The organism is Thauera propionica, assembly GCF_002245655.1.
In the GTDB taxonomy this organism is placed as follows: Bacteria; Pseudomonadota; Gammaproteobacteria; order Burkholderiales; family Rhodocyclaceae; genus Thauera; species Thauera propionica.
Window position 1 is genome coordinate 14,442 of record NZ_NOIH01000005.1, and the last position, 18,498, is coordinate 32,939.

Below are 18,498 nucleotides of genomic sequence, written 5' to 3' on the forward strand. Positions count from 1 at the left end.
GTGACGCGCCAGGCGTGGCGTCCGGGCGCAGTGTGCCCATGCGTGCGTACTTTCCCGTCCTCAGCGTGCTCGGCCTCATGCTGGTGCTTTTCGGCCTGCTGATGGGCTTCCCGCTGGCTGTGTCGTATTTCCTCGATGACGGCGCCACGCAGGCCTACGACATCGCCATGCTGGCGAGTGTCGGCGCGGGACTGTCGCTCTGGTCCCTTACGCGGCGGGCGCGCCGCGACCTGCACGTATCCGACGGTTTCCTGCTGGTTGCCGCGACCTGGATGGTCATGCCGGTCTTCGGCGCGCTGCCGCTGATGCTCTACCTGCCGCAGCTCTCGTTCACCGACGCCTACTTCGAAGCCGCCTCCGGGCTGACGACGACCGGGGCCACGGTGCTGACGGGGCTTGACGCGTTGCCGGTCTCGATCAACCTGTGGCGCAGCTTCATGCACTGGGTCGGCGGCATGGGCGTGATCGTGCTGATGGTCGCGATATTGCCCCTGCTGGGTATCGGTGGACGCCAGATCTTCAAGGCCGAGACCCCTGGACCGTTCAAGGAGTCCGGCCTCACGCCGCGGATTGCGGAGACCGCGAAAGGCCTGTGGTCCGTGTATGTGTTGCTGACCATCGCCTGCGGATTCGCGCTCTGGTTCGCCGGTATGGCGCCGTGGGAAGCCGTGATCCACGCCTTTTCCATCATGGGCCTGGGCGGCTTTTCCACCAAGGATGCAAGTCTCGGCGGCTTCGACAGCCTGCCGATCGAGATCGTCACGATCGTGTTTGCGCTGCTGGCAGGCGTTAACTACGCGACGCACTACCTCGCGCTGGTGCGGCGCAAGCCTAGCGCCTACCTGCTGGACCCGGAACTGCGCTGGTTCTACGGCGTGCTGGCAGTGTCGATCGCATTTCTGACGCTGTACCTGATCGAAGGCCATACCTATGACGATGGCGCTCTGGCGCTGCGCCATGTCGCCTTCCACGCGGTGTCGCTGGCAACTTCGCTGGGACTGGCGACCTACGACTACACCGCGTGGCCGATGTTCGCCCAGGTCTGGATCCTGTTTCTGGGCAGCTTCGCCGCGTGCTCCGGATCGACCGGCGGCGGCATCAAGATGATGCGCGCGATCCTGCTCTACAAGCAGGTGTATCGCGAGATCCTGCGCGCGCTGCACCCCAGTGCCGTTGTTCCGTTGCGGCTCGGAGGGCAGAGCGTTTCGAACGACGTGCTGCATGCGGTGCTGTCGTTCGGATTCATGTACATGGTCAGCATCGTTTCACTGACGCTGGTGCTGGTTGCCAGCGGATTGGAGCTGGTCACGGCCTTCTCGGGGGTAGTCGCCTGCATCAACAACACCGGGCCCGGTCTCGCGGCGGTTGGGCCGGCCGGCAATTTTCAGGGCCTGAACGATTTCGAGACCTGGGTGCTTAGCTTCGCGATGATCCTCGGCCGGCTGGAGATCTTCACGCTGCTGGTGGTGCTGACCCCGACCTTCTGGCGCCGCTGAGCACGCTCAGATCTGCAGGCGGTAGCCGACCCCGGATTCGGTGAGGATGTGGGCCGGCAGCGCCGGATCCCGTTCGAGCTTGCGCCGCAGCCCGGCCATGTAGACGCGCAGGTAGTGGCTGTGCTCGACATGATTCGGCCCCCACACGCCGACGAGCAGCTCGCGCTGCGTGAGGACGCGGCCCGCACCGCGAACGAGGAGGCTGAGCAGCCTGAACTCGATCGGCGTCAGGTGAACCGGCGTCCCGGCACGGCTGACGAGACGCGCACCGAGGTCGACCTCGACGTCGCCGAAACGGACTACCGATGCGCCTTCCGGCGGCCGCAGCACGCGGCGCAGCAGCGCCCGCACGCGCGCGAGCAGTTCGGCGACCCCGAACGGCTTGCTCAGGTAGTCGTCCGCGCCAGCATCCAGTGCCGCCACCTTGTCCGTTTCGTCGGCGCGTGCGGACAACACGAGGACGGGCATGTGGCTCCAGCGGCGCAGGCTTTGCAGCAGGCTCATGCCGTCGCCATCGGGCAGTCCGAGGTCGAGGATGAGAAGGTCGGGTCGGCGCGAGGCGGTCTCGATCTGCCCACGCTCCAGGGTCGTCGCCTCGGCGACGAGGCAGCCCTCGGATTCCAGCGCGGTGCGGACGAACTGCCGGATTCCGGCTTCATCCTCGACCAGCAGGACGACGGGTGCGGGTGTTTGTGCCGAGCGGCTCAAAGTTCTTCTCCGTTCCCGGCGGGAAGCCGCGGCTGGGGCGGGATGGGCAATTGCAGTGTCAAGCATGCGCCGCCCTCCGGATTGTTGCGGGCGAGGACGTTACCGCCGTGCGCTTCGACGATGGCACGCACGATCGCGAGCCCGAGGCCGGTGCCGGCGTCGGTCATCGCCCCTCGGCTGCCGGACGGCGTACCTGGCGCGTTGCGGCCCCGCACGAAGCGCTCGAAGATCGCCTGCTCTCGACCCGGCGGCAGACCGCAGCCGCTATCGCTGATCGCAAGCTCCATGGTAGGGGCAGGCGTACGCTCAAGGACGCGTGCGCTGATCCGGATGTCGCCGCCCGTCGGGGTGTGGGCCACGGCATTCTCCAGCAGGTTGCACAGCACCCTTTCCATCATCACGGGATCGACGTGGAGCAGCGGCAGGTTGTCGGCGATCTCCAGCGCGAGGTGGTGATGCCGGATGGCGTGGCTGGAGGTGCGCAAGGCCGCGCTGACCATTTCGTCGACCGGAAGCCATTCGCGGCTCAGCGTGATGGTGTCCGACTGCAGGCGGGCAAGGTCGAGCAGGTCGCGCGCAAGCGCATGGGTGCGCAGGGCTTCGCGGCGGATCGCCTCCGCCACTTGCGCCTGTGCGGGCGGCAGGGGTGGGCCTGCAAGCGGCAGCGACTCGGCCAGCCCGGCGAGGGCCGTCAGCGGGCTGCGAAGGTCGTGCGACAGAGAGGCGAGCAGGGTATTGCGCAGGCGCTCGGACTCGACGGCGAGCTGAGCGCGCGCGACCTCCTTTCCGCGCGCCTCGGCGGCGTCGCGCTCGAGCCTCAGCCGGGCTGCGAGTTCGGCCGTGATCAGCGCGACGATGAGCAGCACGGCAAAGGTGACGAGGTACTGCAGGTCGGCAACGGCGAGGGTGAAATGCGGATGGACGAAGAAGAAGTCGAACAGGGCGACCGACAGGAAGGCAGCGAACACCGCCGGTCCGCGACCGAGCCGCGTGGCGGCGAAAAGGACCGCCAGCGGAAACAGCATGGCGATGTTGGCGAGATCCAGATGTCCCAGCAAGGGCGCGCCGACGAGTGCGACCGCGACGACCGCCAGCGCGGCCCAAGCGTAGTTTCTCCACCTTGTGACCATGATCGCTCAGTTCTGCATGGTTCCGATCGTGCTACGCAGACGGTGGTGGGCGAGGGCGAAGAAGAGTGTGCCGATGGCCGCCACCATCAGGAATTCCGGCCACACGACCTCGATGCCGGCGCCGCGGAACAGAACACCCTGCGCGAGGCTGACGAAGTGGGTGGTCGGTGTCAGCGACATCAGTCCGCGCACGACGTCCGGCATGCTCTCGCGCGGCGTGAGCGCACCGGACAGGATCTGAAGCGGCAGCAGCACGAGGATGCTCATCAGCCCGAACTGCGGCATGTTGCGCGCCAGCGTGCCCATGAAGACCCCGATCGAGGCCGCGGCGAACAGGTAGAGCAGGGTCGCCGCGCCGAACAGCACGGCCGAACCCGGCACGACCACGCCGAGCACGCCCTTCACCACGATCTGCAGCGAGAAGGACGAGGCGATCAGCACCACCACGCCCATTGACCACACTTTGGACAGCATGATCTCGAAGGGCGTCACCGGCATCACCAGCAGGTGCTCGATGGTGCCGTGCTCGCGCTCGCGGATCAGCGCGGCGCCGGTGAGCAGGATGCCGAGCAGGGTGATGTTGTTGATGATCGCGGTGACCGCGGCGAACCAGCTTTCGGTGAGGTTGGGGTTGAACATCGCGCGCTCGATCAGCTGCACCGGCTGCACCGCCGTGCTCCGGTAACGCTGCACGAAGGCGCGGATCTCGTCATTGACGATGTTCTGGATGTAGCCGGTGCCGGTCTGCGCCTGGCTCTGGCGCGTGGCGTCGACGTTGAGCTGCAGCGCGGGGGCGCGCCCGGCCAGCACGTCGCGCTGGAAGTTGGGCGGGATGTCGAGCACGAAGGTGTGCAGGCCGGCGTCCATGCCCCTGTCGATGTCCGACAGCGCCACATGCACCGGCGGGATGAACTGCGGCGGCTGCAGCGCGGCGATGATGCGGGTGGAGAGCTGCGACTGGTCCTCATCGACGACCGCGATCGAGGCGCGGTGCAGGCTCTCGGGCTTGGCGCGGGCGTCGGCATACACCGACACGGTGAACATGAACACGATCAGGAACAGCATCGTCCAGTCGCCGAGCAGGCTGTGGAATTCCTTGATGCCGAGGTGCCAGGTGTTGTGCAGCGTGCGCTTGCGCGTGGCCATGGTCCGTTCTCCTCAGCGCGCCTGCTTCTTCAGCAGCAGCGCCGAAGCCACGGTCAGCACCGGAATCGCCACCAGCAGTGGCAAGAAGGAGGCACCCAGGTCGCCGAAGTCGAGCGCCTTGGCGAAGGTGCCGCGGCTGATGGTGAGGAAGTGCGTCGTCGGGTAGATCTGGCCGAGTACCGCGCCGGCGCCTTCGAGCGAGGATACCGGGTCGAGCATGCCGGAGAACTGGATCGCTGGCAGCAGCGTGCCGATCGAGGTGCCGGCCATTGCCGCGACCTGGCTGTTGGTCAGCGTCGACATCAGCAGGCCCAGGCCGGTGGTGGCGGTGACGTAGATCAGGGCGCCGAGGAAGAAGGCCGCCAGGCTGCCCTTGAACGGCACGTCGAACAGCGTGATCGCGAGGACGAACATCAGCACGCAGTTGAGCATCGACAAGCCGATGTACGGCAGCTGCTTGCCGAGCAGGAACTCGAGCTTGGTCACCGGCGTGGTGTAGACGTTGAGGATGGAGCCGAGCTCCTTCTCGCGCACCACGCCCAGCGCGGTGAGCATGGAGGGGATGAACACCAGCAGCATCGGGATCACCGCCGGCACCATGGCGATGAGGCTGCGCATGTCCGGGTTGTAGCGATAGCGCACGGCGATGTCGGCCAGCGCCGCGGGCCGTTTGCCGGTGGAGGCGGTGACCGCCTCGGTCAGTGTCTGCGCATGCACGCCCATCACGTAGCCGCGCGCCACCTCGGCGCGCATCGGCATGGCGCCGTCCAGCCACACGCCGATCTCCGGTCGTGCGCCGCGCGCGAGGTCGCGGCCGAAGCCGGGCGGGATCTCGATCGCCATCGCCAGCTCGCCCGCGCGCATGCGACGGTCGATGTCGGCATGGCTTTCCAGCGGCGGTTTCTCGAGGAAGTAGCGCGAGCCGGCGATGTTGAGCGTGTAGCTCTCGCTCGCCGTGCTGCGGTCGAGATCGAGCACCGCGTAGCTCAGGTCTTCGACGTCGGTGCTGATGCCGTAGCCCATCACCAGCATCAGGATCACGGTGCCGAGCAGCGCCAGCGTCAGGCGGAAGGGATCGCGCCGCAGCTCGGTCGCCTCTCGCATGCTGAAACTGAACAGGCGGGCAAGGCTGAAGCGGGCGGCGCGGGCCGGGGGCGCCGGGTGGGGCGCAGGTGCGGCAGCGGTGTCGTCGGAGGCAGCCGCCGAGGCGTCGGGCGGCAGCAGTTGCACGCCGCTCGCTTCGGCCAGGTAGCCGACGAAGGCGTCTTCCAGGCTGTCGGCGCCGCGTTGCGCCATCAGCGCGGCTGGCGCGTCGCTGGCGAGGATGCGGCCGGCGTGCATCAGCGAGATGCGGTCGCAGCGCTGCGCTTCGTTCATGAAGTGGGTGGTGATGAAGATCGTCACGCCGTCCTTGCGCGACAGGTCGACGATCAGTGCCCAGAAATGGTCGCGCGCCACCGGATCGACGCCGGAGGTCGGCTCGTCGAGGATCAGCACGTCGGGCCGGTGCAGCACCGCCACCGCCAGTTGCAGGCGCTGGCGGATGCCCAGCGGCAGCGCGTCGGGCAGGGCGTCCATGACGGGCTCGAGATCGAAGCGGCGCGCCAGCTCGGCGATACGCGCATCGCCTTCGGCCTGCGACAGCTCGAACAGGCGGGCGTGCAACTGCAGGTTGCGCCGCACCGACAGCTCGCCGTACAGCGAGAAGGCCTGCGACATGTAGCCGACGCGGCGGCGGGTGTCGATGTTGCGCGCATCGAGCACCTCGCCCAACAGGCGCGCCTCGCCGCGGGTGGGGGGCAGCAGGCCGGTGAGCATCTTCATCGTCGTCGACTTGCCGCAGCCGTTCGAACCGAGGAAGCCGAAGATCTCGCCGCGCCGCACCTGCAGGTTGACGTCATCGACCGCGACGAAGTCGCCGAAGCGCATCTGCAGGTCGCGCGCCTCGATGACGACCTCGCCAGCGGTGAGCGGCGGAATCGTCAGCGCCTCGTGGTCGCCGCGGCGCTCGGGCGGCAGCAGGGCGAGAAACGCCTCTTCCAGCGTGTCGGTGCCGGTCTGGCCGCGCAGTCCGGCCGGCGTGCCGGTGGCGAGCACGCGGCCGGCGTCGACCGCCACCAGCCAGTCGTACTGCTCGGCCTCTTCCATGTAGGCGGTGGCGACCAGCACGCTCATACCCGGGCGGCGCAGGCGGATGCGGCCGATCAGCTCCCAGAACTGGCGGCGCGACAGCGGATCGACGCCGGTCGTGGGCTCGTCGAGGATCAGCAGGTCGGGGTCGTGGATCAGTGCGCAGCACAGACCGAGCTTCTGTTTCATGCCGCCGGACAGCTTGTTGGCGGGCCGGTCGGCGAAGTCGGCGAGGCCGGTGGAGGCGAGCAGGTCGGCGATCCGCTCATCGCGTTCGGCGCGCGACTGGCCAAACAGGCGGCCGAAGAAGTCGATGTTCTCGAACACCGACAGCGTGGGGTAGAGGTTCTTGCCCAGGCCCTGCGGCATGTAGGCGATGCGCGGACACACGGCGCCGCGGTGGCGCGCGCTCGCCATGTCGCCGCCCAGCACCTCGACCGTGCCGTGCTGGATCTGGCGCGCGCCCGCGATCAGCCCCAGCCAGGTCGACTTGCCGACACCATCGGGGCCGATGAAGCCGACCATGCGGCCGGTGGGGATGTCGAGCGTGACGCCATCCGCAGCGAGCACGTCGCCATAGCGATGCGTGAGCTCGGCGAGGCGCACGACCGGCGGCCGGGTGTTGCCGCCTGCCACCCTGTCCTGCCCTGGGTCCGTTCGCATCGTGCCGCCCGTGGAGGTCACGGCAGCTTCACCTGCAGCACGTCGGGCCAGGGCTGGGTGTCGTTCAGGCGCACGTGGGCGACGCCGGGCAGGCCGGTCTTGACCTGCTCGGAGTACTTGGCCAGCAACTCGGGATCGACGCGCGCCTTGACGCGGAACACCATCTTCTGGCGCTCGCTCTGGGTCTCGACCGTTTTCGGCGTGAACTGGGCGACGCTGGCGACGTAGGATACGTTCGCGGGAATCACGTAGTGCTGGGCGGCATCGAGCACGATGCGCGCCTCGCTGCCCATTGCCACCCGTCCGGCGGCCATCTCGGGCAGGAAGAAGGTCATGTACACGTCGCCGACATCGACCAGACTGACGACCTTGCCGCCGCCGGCGATCACCTCGCCCGGCTGCACCACACGGTACTGCACGCGGCCGCTGCGCGGCGCCTTCAGCACGCTGTCCTCGATCTCGGTTTCCAGGCGGGCGACGACCGCCTTCGCCGCCTCGATGGCGGCGCTGGCTTGCGCCACCTGGGCGTCGGCCGCGCGTACACCGGCCTGCGCGGCGGCGATCTGGGCGTGGGCCACGCTGATGTTGGCCTCGGCGTTGCGCACGCGCGCGGCGTTGTCGTCGGCCACCTGCTCGGAGATGGCGCGATCGGCGCGCAGGGCCTGCGAGCGAGCGCTGGTCTTGCGCGCGATGTCGAGTTCGGAGCGGCGCTGCACCAGCACCGCCTCGGCCATCGCGACGTCGGCCTTGCGCTGGGCGACCTGGGCGAGTGCGGTTTCGCGCGCACTCATGGCATTGGCGACCTCGGCGCGGGCCTGGGCGAGTTGGGCCTCGAGCGCCTTCGCGTCCATGCGGGCCACGATGTCGCCTGCCTGCACGAAGTCGCCTTCATTGACAAGGATGTCCTGCACGCGGCCGGCTGCCTTTGCCGCCACATCGACCTCGGTGGCTTCGATGCGGCCATTGCCGCGGATGACGTTGCCGTCCTCGTCCTGCGGGCGCAGGAACGACCACGCGACGATGGCGACGAGGGCAAGACCCGCGGCGAGGGTCCATGCCGCCTTGCGTTTGTTTTCGGTTTTCATGGCATCTTTCCGGTCTGTGGGCCGCGGCGCATAGCCGTGGCCGGGTCGTCGGGCCGCTGCAGACGGGGCGCGGCGCGCGTGACGGTGATGACACTCTAGCAAGAATTGTTGCACTGCACTTTAATTGGTCCGCTTGACGGTGCATGCGGTGTGACAATCTGCGGGTGATGACGAATTGGTGAGGGTTTCGATGAACACAAGGCTGGGCAACAGGGAGTGCGGAGCGCGATGACGAGCGCAGGCGAAGGCACGGTCGTGTTGTCCCGCAGCGCAGGCGAGAGCCGCCTGGCGCTGAGCGGCGACTGGACGATCGCGCACTATGGCGCACTCGCGTCGCGCGTTGCGGCCTTGCGGTCGCAGGTCGAGCCTGGCACGCGGGTCGAGGTCGCCGCGTTGGGCGCGCTCGACACCGCCGGCGTGGCCTTGCTGCACGATCTGCTGGGCGCCACGCACCTCGCGCACCTGGCCGGCGATGCGAGTCCGCTGGGCGCTGAACGGCGCGCGCTGCTGAAGGCCGTGGCGGATGCCCTCGCGAGCGAACCCGCTGCGCCCCTGCGTCGGGGCTACGCGCTGGGCGACGTGCTCGAGCATGTCGGCCGCACGACGGTGGTGTTCTGGCGCCATGTCGTGGATATCGCCGGCTTCATCGGCATCACGCTGCAGACGGCCTTCGCTGTGCTGCTGCGGCCGCGACGCTGGCGCATGACCTCGCTGGTCGCCAACCTCGAGCGCACGGCGCTGGATGCCGTGCCCATCGTCGCGTTGCTGACCTTCCTGGTCGGTGCGGTGGTGGCTTTTCTCGGTGCCACGGTGCTGGCGGAGTTCGGCGCCAGCATCTTCACCGTCGACCTGGTGGCCTATTCCTTCCTGCGTGAGTTCGGCGTGCTGCTGACCGCGATCATCGTCGCCGGCCGCACCGCGAGCTCCTTCACCGCGCAGATCGGCTCGATGCGCGCCAACGAGGAGGTGGATGCGATCCGCGTGCTCGGGCTCGACCCGGTCGAGCTGCTGGTGCTGCCGCGGGTGGCGGCACTGCTGATCGCGCTGCCGATGCTCACCTTCGTCGCGATGATCTCCGGCATCGTCGGCGGCATGCTGGTGTGTGCGGCCAAGCTCGACATCTCGCCGGTGATGTTCCTGTCGGTGGTGGAGAACAACGTCGGCATCACGCATTTCCTCGTCGGCATGGTCAAGGCGCCGATCTTCGCCTTCCTCATCGGCATCATCGGCTGCCTCGAGGGCTTTCGCGTCAGCGGCAGCGCGCAGTCGGTGGGCGAGCACACGACCTCGGCGGTGGTGCAGTCGATCTTCACGGTGATCGTGGTCGATGCGGTGGCGGCACTGTTCTGCATGGAGATGGGCTGGTGAAACGCCCTGGCGAGAACATCATCGAGGTGCGCGGTGTGCGCAACCAGTTCGGCGCCCAGGTGGTGCATGACGGACTGGACCTTGACGTGCGCCGCGGCGAGATCCTGAGCGTGGTGGGCGGGTCGGGTACCGGCAAGTCGGTCCTGCTGCGCACCATCGTCGGCCTCAACCGGCCGGTAGCGGGCACGGTCAGCGTGTTCGGCGAGGACCTGCTGACGCTGCCACCCGCGCGCCGCAGCGCGGTTGAGCGTCGCTTCGGTGTGCTGTTTCAGAAGGGGGCGCTGTTCTCGTCGCTGACGGTGGCCGAGAACGTGGCGCTACCGCTGATCGAGCATGCCGGGCTGAAGGGAGACGACGCCGCGCGGCTGGCGCGGCTCAAGATCGCGCTGGCCGGTCTGCCGGCCAATGCCGGCGGCAAGTATCCGTCGGACCTGTCGGGCGGCATGGTCAAGCGCGCGGCGCTGGCGCGCGCCCTGGCGCTCGACCCGGACATCCTGTTCCTCGACGAGCCCACCGCCGGCCTCGACCCGATCGGCGCGGCGGCGTTCGACCAGCTGATACTCACTCTGCGCGACGCGCTCGGGCTGACGGTGTTCATCGTCACCCACGATCTCGACACCATCTACACGATCACTGACCGCATCGCCGTGCTGGCGCAGAAGAAGGTGCTGATCAACGACACGCTCGCGGCGGTGGCCGCCACTGACGATGCGTGGATCCGCGAATACTTTCACGGGCCGCGCGGCCGCGCCGCTGCGGACGCAGCGCAGGCGAGCGGCTGCGAACCCGAATCCACACCGGAGCAAACCTGAGATGAAACGATCCCCACACACATTGCGCTCGCTGTTCACCAAGGAGGCGCGGGCCGCCCTTGGGGCGATCGGGCGGGAGGCCTGACATGGAAACGCGTGCCCATCACGTGCTGATCGGCTTCTTCACCGTGCTGGTGGTCGGCGCGGCGTTGCTGTTCGCGCTGTGGCTCGGCAAGGCCGACGCCGACAAGCAGTTCCAGACCTACGACATCGTATTTCAGGAGGCGGTCAGTGGCCTGTCCAAGGGCAGCACGGTGGAGTTCAACGGCATCAAGATCGGCGACGTCTCCAGCCTGCGGCTCGATCCGCAGGACCCGCGCCGGGTCATCGCCCGCGTGCGCGTCGACAGCGCCGCACCGGTGCGCACCGACACTCAGGCCCGGCTGGTGCCGGCGGGCATCACCGGCATGTCGATCATCCGCCTGAGCAGCGGCGAGAACATGGCGAGCCCGCCGCTGGCCGCCGCATCGGGAGACGAAGTGCCGGTCATCATCGCCACGCCTTCGCCGCTGACCAAGCTGCTGGCTGACGGCGAGGACGTGGTGCTGAACGTGAACGAACTGCTGATCCAGGCGCGCGAGCTGTTCTCGGCCGACAACGTCGACAGCATCGGCCGCACCCTGCGCAACCTGGAACAGGCGACCGGCACGATTGCCGCCGAGCGCGAGGAGATCTCGCTGGCCCTGCGCGAGCTGGCGCGCGCCAGCGGGCAGGCCAACGCCGCGCTGGTCGAGGCGACGAAGCTCGTCGGCGCAGCCAACCGGCTGGTGGACGTGCATGGCGCGCAGACACTGAAGAGCGCGCAACAGTCGATGGCGGCGTTCGAGCGCGCCATGCTGACGGTGGATGCGCTGGTCAGCGACAACCGCGGCGCGCTCGACAGTGGCGTGCGCGGTGTTGCCGAACTCGGCCCGGCACTGGCCGAGCTGCGCGACACGCTGGCCTCGCTACGCGCGATCACGCGTCAGCTGGAAAACCGACCGACGGATTATCTGCTCGGCCTCGAGCCGGTGAAGGAGTTCACGCCATGAGCGTCCGCAAAGCCGATGTTTCGCCCTTGAGCCGGATCGCGGTGCGCGCCGGTCTCGTTGCCGTCATCGCGCTGGCCGCGGCCTGCTCGGTGCTGCCACGGCCCGAGCCGGTCGACACCTATCTGCTGCCGGGGGCGCCGGTGAGTCGCACTGTGGCGCAAGGGCAGGGGGAGTCGGCCTTGCCCGTGGCGCTGCGGGTGTCCCGCCCGGTGGCCGGCACGCAGTTGTCCGGCCAGCGCATCCTCGTCGTGCCCGAGCACAATCGCGTCAGCGTGTACAAGGGCGCGAACTGGAGCGAACCCGTGCCGGTCTTGCTGCGCGATCGCATCGTCGCGGCTTTCCGCAGCGACGCTCGCATCTCGGCCCTGAGCAGCGATGAACAGCGGCTGCAGGCGGACTACGAGATCGCCAGCGAGCTGCTGGCCTTCCACAGTGAGTACCGCGATGGTGCGCCCGAGGTGGTCGTGCGGCTGGACGCGCGCCTGGTGCGGCGCGACGGGCGCCGGATCGTCGCGTCGCGGCTGTTCGAGGCGCGCCAGCGTCCGGTGGGCGTGGAGGTGCCGCAGGTGGTGGCGGGCTTTGGCGAGGCATCGACGGCGGTGGCGGACGCGCTGGTAGCGTGGGCGGCCGATGAGGTCGCGCGCTGCCTGCCGAGGGCCTGCGCCGACTGAAGTCACGCGCCGGGCGTGCTCAGTGAAAGTCGCGGCTCCTGGCCTGCAGCGCGCCCAGCAGTTCGGAGTGGTCCACCACCCGGCTCGCCACCAGATGCACGACCCGCCCCTGGCGGCTGATCTGGCCGAACACGCCCATCAGCCGCGCGCCGAGCAGGATGCGGCGCTGCTGCTCGAACAGCTCGGGGCGGACGATGACGTTGGTGAGGCCGGTCTCGTCCTCCAGCGTGACGAACAGCGTGCCCTTGGCGGTGCCCGGGCGCTGGCGGCAGGTGACCAGGCCGGCGCCGCGGGCGAGCATGCGGTCGGGCGCGCGGGCGATGTCGGTCGCGGTGAGAAAGCGCAGCCGCGCGAGCTGATCGCGCACGAAGCAGAGCGGATGGCGCCCCAGCGTGAAACCGAGGCGGGCATAGTCGGCGAGCAGGTCCTCGGTCTCGGCCGGGGCGGCGAGGCTGACGGCCGCATCACCACCCGGGGCGTTGGCCAGCACGCCGGGCAGGGGGACGGCACCGCTGGCCTGCCATAGCGCCTGCCGGCGATGGCCGGCCAGCGTGGCGAGTGCGCCAGCGGCGGCGAGCGCGCGCAGCGCGCCGGCATCGAGCCGGGCGCGGGCGGCGAGGTCCTGCACGTCAGCGAAGGCGTGCGAGCGGCGGGCCGCGACGATGCGGGTCGCAGCATCGCGCCCCAGGCCGTGGATCATGCATAGGCCGAGGCGCACGGCGGGCTGCGGGGCAGCGGAAGCTGTGGTGCCCGCATCCGCCTGGACGGGCGCCGTTGGGCCTGCGATCTCCAAGTCTGCCGGCTCCAGCGTGCAGTCCCAGTCACTGGTGGTGACGTCCGCCGGGCGCACTTCCACGCCGTGCCGGCGTGCGTTCTGGATCAGCTGCGAAGGCGAGTAGAAGCCCATCGGCTGACTGTTGAGCAGCGCGGCGAGGAAGGCGGCGGGTTCGAAGCACTTCAGCCAGGCCGAGGCATAGACCAGCAGCGCGAAGCTGGCGGCGTGGGATTCGGGAAAGCCGTAGCTGCCGAAGCCCTCGATCTGCTGGCACAGGCGCTGGGCGAAATTGGCGTCGTAGCCATTGTCGGCCAGGCCCTGCAGCAGCTTGTCGCGGTAGCGCTCGAGTTCGCCCTTGCGTCGCCAGGCGCCCATCGCACGCCGCAACTGGTCGGCCTCGCCGCCGGTGAAGCCGGCAGCCACCACCGCGAGCTGCATCACCTGTTCCTGGAAGATCGGCACACCCAGCGTGCGCGCCAGCACGCCCCGGATCTCTGCGCGCAGGCCGTCCATCGGGTCTTCGTGCCGCGCCGCGCGTTCGCGCGCGTGCAGGTAGGGATGGACCATGCCGCCCTGGATCGGACCGGGGCGCACGATGGCGACCTCCACCACCAGGTCGTAGAAGCGGCGCGGCTTGAGGCGCGGCAGCATGGTCATCTGCGCGCGCGATTCGACCTGGAACACACCGACCGAATCGGCGCACGACAGCATTTCATACACCTCGGGCCGTTCGCGCGGAATGCTCGCCAGCGTCAATGGCTGTCCGCGCCAGCCCGACACCAGCGCCAGCCCGCGGCGCAGCGCCGACAGCATGCCGAGCGCGAGCACGTCGATCTTCATCAGGCCGACGGCGTCGAGGTCGTCCTTGTCCCACTGGATCACGGTGCGCTCGGGCATGGCGGCGTTCTCGACCGGCACCAGTTCGTCGAGCCGGCCGCGGGCGATGACGAAGCCGCCGACGTGCTGTGACAGGTGGCGCGGAAAGCCGATGAGTTCCTCGGTGAGCGCGACCAGGCGCCGTGTGACCGGGCTGGCGGGGTCGAGCCCGGCTTCGGCCAGGCGCTCGGGCAGGATGCGGCGGCCGTCGAACCAGTGGTGCTCGCGCGTCAGGCGTTCGATCTGCGTTTCGCCCAGGCCGAGCGCGCGGCCGACGTCGCGCAGCGCGCTGCGGGCGCGGTAGCTGATGACGGTGGCAGCCAGCGCGGCGCGGTCGCGACCGTACTTGCGGTAGATGTACTGGATGACTTCCTCGCGGCGCTCATGCTCGAAGTCGACGTCGATGTCGGGCGGCTCGTTGCGCTCGCGCGAGATGAAGCGCTCGACCAGCATGATGCCCAGGGTTGGGTCGACCTCGGTGATGCCCAGCGCCCAGCACACGGCCGAGTTGGCCGCCGAGCCGCGGCCCTGGCACAGGATGCCCTGGCTGCGGGCGAAGCGGACGATGTCGTGCACGGTGAGGAAGTAGGGCTCGTAGCCGAGTTCGGCGATCAGCGTCAGTTCGTGTTCGATCTGGGCGCGGACCGACGGCGGCACGGCTGGGTCTGCCTGTTCCGCGTAGCGCCAGGCCAGGCCGTCCTCCACCAGGCGGCGCAGCCAGCGAGCCGGCGTTTCGCCTTCGGGTACGAGCTCGGCCGGGTACTCGTAGCGCAACTCGTCGAGGCTGAAGCTGCAACGGGCGGCGATGGCCAGGGTTTCGGCGAGCAGGGCGGGTGGATAGCGGCGGGCGAGGGTGTCGCGGTCGTGCAGCCGGCGTTCGGCATTGGGGGCGAGCGCCAGGCCCGCCTCGGCCACGCTGCAGTGCAGGCGCAGCGCTGTCATCACGTCGGCCAGCGGGCGGCGCGCGGCGTCGTGCATCAGCGCGCCGCTGGCAGCCACGGCGGGGATGCCGGCGCCTCGGGCGATGCGACGCAGCAAGGTGATGCGGGCACGATCGCGGCCGTCGAGCTGCGTTGTCACCGTGATCCACGCGCGGCCGGGAAAGTGTTGTGCCAGCCAGGCGGCGTCGGCCTCCAGTGCAAGACGGCCTTCTTCGCCGTCCTTCAGCGGCGGGAAGTCCGGTGGTGGCACGAGCAGGGCAAGGCAGTCGGGGCAGGCGCCGTCGAGCATCGCCCGAGTGAGCCGGTACTGCCCCTTGTCGGCCGCGCGCCGGGCGCGGGTGATGAGGCGCGACAGCTGGCCGTAGCCGGCGCGGTTGGTCACCAGCAGCACGATGCAGGGGCCGTCGGCCAGATGCAGCTCGCTGCCGATGACCAGCTTCGGGCGGCTGGCTTCGGGCAGTGCCTTCAGCGCGCGATGGGCGCGCACGATGCCGGCCAGCGAGCACTCGTCGGTGAGGGCGATGGCCGCATAGCCGAACGCCGCCGCCTGCGCGACCAGTTCCTCGGGGTGCGAGGCGCCGCGCTGGAAGCTGAAGTTGCTCAGGCAGTGGAGTTCGGCATGTTCGTTCGCCATGTGGCAACTGTAAGAAAATACAGTCATTGAGGCAATGCCGGTTTCCGGATTTCGCTTCGTCCGCTGGTGCAGCTTCCGACTTCGGGTCCACCACAGTCGCCTAAATCATTGATGACCGGTAGACTTCGCAGCTTCGCTCCGCCACAGCGGCGCGAACCCTGTCCAACCTTCCTGGCCGAGATGGCCGCAGAGGAGTCCTGAATGCCCTTCATCAAGTCCCGCAAGGTCCTGTTCGGTGCGATGGCGCTGGCTTTCGCGATGGCGGCCCCGGTCCATGCACAGCAGAAATCCGTCGCGATCACCGCGATCGTCGAGCACCCGGCGCTGGATGCCGTACGTGACGGTGTCAAGGAAGGTCTGGCCGCGGCCGGCTTCGAGGAAGGCAAGAACCTGAAGTGGCAATACCAGAGCGCGCAGGGCAACACCGGCACCGCGGCGCAGATCGCGCGCAAGTTCGTCGGCGACAAGGCTGACGTGATCGTTGCCATCGCCACGCCCTCGGCCCAGGCCGTGGCCGCGGCGACCAAGGACATCCCGCTGGTGTATTCGGCGGTGACCGATCCGGTGGTGGCCAAGCTGGTGCCCTCGATGGCCGCCTCGGGCACGAACATCACCGGCGTGTCCGATGCGCTCGAACTCGGCAAGCAGATCGAGCTGATCAAGCGCGTGGCGCCCAACGCCAAGCGCGTCGGCATGGTGTTCAATCCGGGCGAGGCCAACTCGGTCGTGGTGCTGGAACAGATGCGGAAGCTGCTGCCCGAGCAAGGCATGAGCCTGGTCGAGGCGGCCGCGCCGCGTTCGGTCGACGTCGGTTCGGCGGCCCGCAGCCTGATCGGCAAGGTGGACGTGTTCTACACCAGCACCGACAACAACGTGGTGTCGGCCTATGAGGCGCTGGTCAAGGTCGGCATGGATGCCAAGATTCCGCTGGTGGCGGCCGATACCGACAGCGTCGCGCGTGGCGCGGTGGCAGCCTATGGCATGGACTACAAGGCGCTCGGCCTGCAGACCGGCCAGATGGTGGCGCGCATCCTCAAGGGCGAGAAGCCGGGCACCATCGCTTCCGAGACCAGCAACAAGCTCGAACTGCACGTGAACCCCGCCGCGGCACAGAAGCAGGGCATCACGCTGGCCGACGACCTCGTCAAGGACGCCTCCAAGGTCGTCCAGTAACAACGGTCCGGCCGGACCCGTACGCAGTCGGCCGGTGCCGGCTGCGGCGGGTGCTCCCTTCGGAGCGCCCGCAGCGCCTTCTCTCCAACGGTATTTCCCATGTCCCTCTACACCTTGCTCGGGGCGCTGGAGATCGGTCTGATCTTCAGCCTCGTCGCCCTCGGCGTGTACATCTCCTTCCGCCTGCTGCGCTTTCCAGACTTGACCGTCGATGGCAGCTTCCCGCTCGGCGGCGCCGTCGCCGCGACCATGATCGCAGCCGGCTACGATCCCTTCACCTCGACCATCGTGGCGACCATCGCCGGCGCGGTCGCGGGGCTGATCACCGGCTGGCTCAACGTGCGCCTCAAGATCATGGACCTGCTTGCCAGCATCCTGATGATGATCGCGCTGTACTCGATCAACCTGCGCATCATGGGCAAGCCCAATGTGCCGCTGATCATGGAACCGACGGTGTTCAACGTGCTGCAGCCCGAGGCGCTGGTGGATTACGTGTTCCGCCCGCTGCTGCTGGTGTTCGTCGTGCTGGCGGTGAAGCTGATGCTCGATGCCTACTTCGCCACCCAGAGCGGCCTGGCGATCCGGGCGACCGGCTCCAACGCACGCATGGCGCGCGCGCAGGGTGTCAACACCGGGCTGGCGGTGCTGGCCGGCATGGCGCTGTCGAACGCGCTGGTGGGCCTGGCCGGCGCGCTGTTTGCGCAGACCCAGGGCGGGGCGGACATCTCGATGGGCGTGGGCACCATCGTCATCGGCCTGGCGGCGGTGATCGTCGGCGAGAGCCTGCTGCCCTCGCGCAAGCTCTACCTGGCGACGATCGCGGTGATCGTCGGTGCCATCGTGTATCGCTTCTTCATCGCGCTGGCGCTCAATTCTGATTTCATCGGCCTGCAAGCGCAGGACCTCAACCTCGTGACCGCGCTGCTGGTCACCGTGGCCCTGGTGGTGCCCAAGCTGCGCCAGCACTGGTCCGGAAAGAAGGGGAGCTGACATGCTCAAGGCTACCGACCTGCGTCTGACCTTCAACCCCGGCACGCCAATCGAGACCCAGGCCCTGCGCGGGATGTCGCTCGAGATCCCGACCGGGCAGTTCGTTACCGTGATCGGCTCCAACGGCGCCGGCAAGTCGACTTTCCTCAATGCGGTATCCGGCGAGCAGCGGGTCGACAGCGGGACGATCGAGATCGACGGCATCGACATGACCCGCCAGCCGGTGTGGGGGCGGGCGCGCCATGTGGCGCGGGTGTTCCAGGATCCGCTCGCCGGCACCTGCGAGGATCTGACGATCGAGGAGAACATGGCGCTGGCGAAGATGCGCGGCCAGCGTCGCGGCTTCTCCTTCGCGGTCAAGCCCGCGCTGCGCGAGGAATTCCGCGCCCAGCTCGCCACGCTCGGCCTTGGTCTTGAGAACCGCCTGTCCGACCGCATCGGCCTGCTTTCGGGTGGCCAGCGCCAGGCGGTGAGCCTGCTGATGGCCGCGCTGCAACCATCGCGCCTGCTGCTGCTGGACGAGCACACCGCAGCGCTCGATCCGCGCACCGCGGCCTTCGTGCTGGAGCTCACCGTGCGCATCGTCGCCGAGCACAAGCTCACGACCATGATGGTGACGCACTCCATGCGCCAGGCGCTCGACGTTGGCCAGCGCACCGTGATGCTGCACCAAGGCCGGGTCGTGCTCGACGTTTCCGGCCCGGAGCGCGAAGGTCTCGACGTGCATCACCTGCTCGACATGTTCGAGAAGGTGCGCGGCGAGGAAGTCGACGACGATGCGTTGCTGCTGAGCTGAGTGCCGGTGCCCCCGTCAGCTTCTTTTACAATCCCTTAGAATCCGCGCTTCGCCCGAGCGTCACCAACGAATT

At 68.6% G+C, this 18,498-nt stretch carries 14 protein-coding genes; 8 read left to right on the top strand and 6 right to left on the bottom strand.

All coding sequences use genetic code 11. The features are described 5' to 3' along the window. The first annotated feature begins 38 nt into the window (after positions 1-38). Positions 39-1,496 (top strand): TrkH family potassium uptake protein, encoded by a 1,458-nt coding sequence (locus tag CGK74_RS05455; RefSeq protein WP_094267495.1) that lies wholly within the window; start codon positions 39-41, stop codon positions 1,494-1,496. Positions 1,497-1,502: 6 nt separating this feature from the next. On the opposite strand, the gene kdpE is transcribed toward CGK74_RS05455, so the two are convergent. The 5 genes from kdpE to CGK74_RS05480 are packed head-to-tail and all read right to left on the bottom strand — an operon-like array spanning position 1,503 to position 8,358. Next, positions 1,503-2,204 (bottom strand): two-component system response regulator KdpE, encoded by a 702-nt coding sequence (gene kdpE / locus CGK74_RS05460; RefSeq protein ID WP_240498634.1) that lies wholly within the window; start codon positions 2,202-2,204, stop codon positions 1,503-1,505. Further along, on the bottom strand, positions 2,201-3,334 hold the full coding sequence (locus tag CGK74_RS05465) for a DUF4118 domain-containing protein (protein WP_094267496.1): 1,134 nt from the start codon (positions 3,332-3,334) through the stop codon (positions 2,201-2,203). The genes kdpE and CGK74_RS05465 overlap by 4 nt, the downstream gene beginning before the upstream one ends. A 6-nt stretch (positions 3,335-3,340) precedes the next feature. Next, positions 3,341-4,480, bottom strand: a complete 1,140-nt coding sequence (locus tag CGK74_RS05470; RefSeq protein WP_094267497.1) for an ABC transporter permease — start codon at positions 4,478-4,480, stop codon at positions 3,341-3,343. A gap of 12 nt (positions 4,481-4,492) precedes the next feature. Next, positions 4,493-7,273: a ribosome-associated ATPase/putative transporter RbbA gene (gene rbbA / locus CGK74_RS05475; RefSeq protein ID WP_094267528.1), complete on the bottom strand. Its 2,781-nt coding sequence runs from the start codon at positions 7,271-7,273 to the stop codon at positions 4,493-4,495. Positions 7,274-7,290: 17 nt separating this feature from the next. Further along, a complete protein-coding gene (locus tag CGK74_RS05480) occupies positions 7,291-8,358 on the bottom strand; it encodes an HlyD family secretion protein (RefSeq protein WP_094267498.1) in 1,068 nt (355 codons plus the stop codon). Positions 8,359-8,586: 228 nt separating this feature from the next. On the opposite strand from CGK74_RS05480, the gene CGK74_RS05485 reads away from it, so the two are divergent. The 4 genes from CGK74_RS05485 (at position 8,587) to CGK74_RS05500 (ending at position 12,240) form a co-directional block, all read left to right on the top strand. After that, positions 8,587-9,726: an ABC transporter permease gene (locus CGK74_RS05485; protein ID WP_094267499.1), complete on the top strand. Its 1,140-nt coding sequence runs from the start codon at positions 8,587-8,589 to the stop codon at positions 9,724-9,726. Further along, positions 9,723-10,538 (top strand): ABC transporter ATP-binding protein, encoded by an 816-nt coding sequence (locus tag CGK74_RS05490; protein WP_094267500.1) that lies wholly within the window; start codon positions 9,723-9,725, stop codon positions 10,536-10,538. The genes CGK74_RS05485 and CGK74_RS05490 overlap by 4 nt, the downstream gene beginning before the upstream one ends. Before the next feature lie 86 nt (positions 10,539-10,624). Next, entirely contained in the window at positions 10,625-11,569 is a 945-nt protein-coding gene (locus CGK74_RS05495; protein WP_094267501.1) for an MlaD family protein, read from the top strand. Beyond that, positions 11,566-12,240: an ABC-type transport auxiliary lipoprotein family protein gene (locus tag CGK74_RS05500; RefSeq protein ID WP_094267502.1), complete on the top strand. Its 675-nt coding sequence runs from the start codon at positions 11,566-11,568 to the stop codon at positions 12,238-12,240. Before CGK74_RS05495 ends, CGK74_RS05500 begins: the two co-directional genes overlap by 4 nt. Positions 12,241-12,259: 19 nt before the next feature. Here the strand turns inward: CGK74_RS05500 and CGK74_RS05505 are convergent, their stop codons facing one another. Further along, entirely contained in the window at positions 12,260-15,466 is a 3,207-nt protein-coding gene (locus CGK74_RS05505; protein ID WP_094267503.1) for an error-prone DNA polymerase, read from the bottom strand. 201 nt (positions 15,467-15,667) lie between these two features. Here CGK74_RS05505 and CGK74_RS05510 point away from each other — a divergent pair, with 201 nt between their 5' ends. The 3 genes from CGK74_RS05510 to CGK74_RS05520 all read left to right on the top strand — a co-directional run bounded on the left by CGK74_RS05510 (position 15,668) and on the right by CGK74_RS05520 (position 18,425). Further along, the gene (locus CGK74_RS05510; protein ID WP_094267504.1) at positions 15,668-16,639 is read left to right on the top strand and encodes an ABC transporter substrate-binding protein; all 972 of its coding nucleotides are present in this window, start codon (positions 15,668-15,670) and stop codon (positions 16,637-16,639) included. A 99-nt stretch (positions 16,640-16,738) separates the two neighbouring features. Next, positions 16,739-17,629, top strand: coding sequence for an ABC transporter permease (locus tag CGK74_RS05515; RefSeq protein ID WP_094267505.1), 891 nt, complete (start codon positions 16,739-16,741; stop codon positions 17,627-17,629). Between the two features lies 1 nt (position 17,630). Next, positions 17,631-18,425 (top strand): ABC transporter ATP-binding protein, encoded by a 795-nt coding sequence (locus CGK74_RS05520; protein WP_094267506.1) that lies wholly within the window; start codon positions 17,631-17,633, stop codon positions 18,423-18,425. Positions 18,426-18,498: the final 73 nt, after the last annotated feature.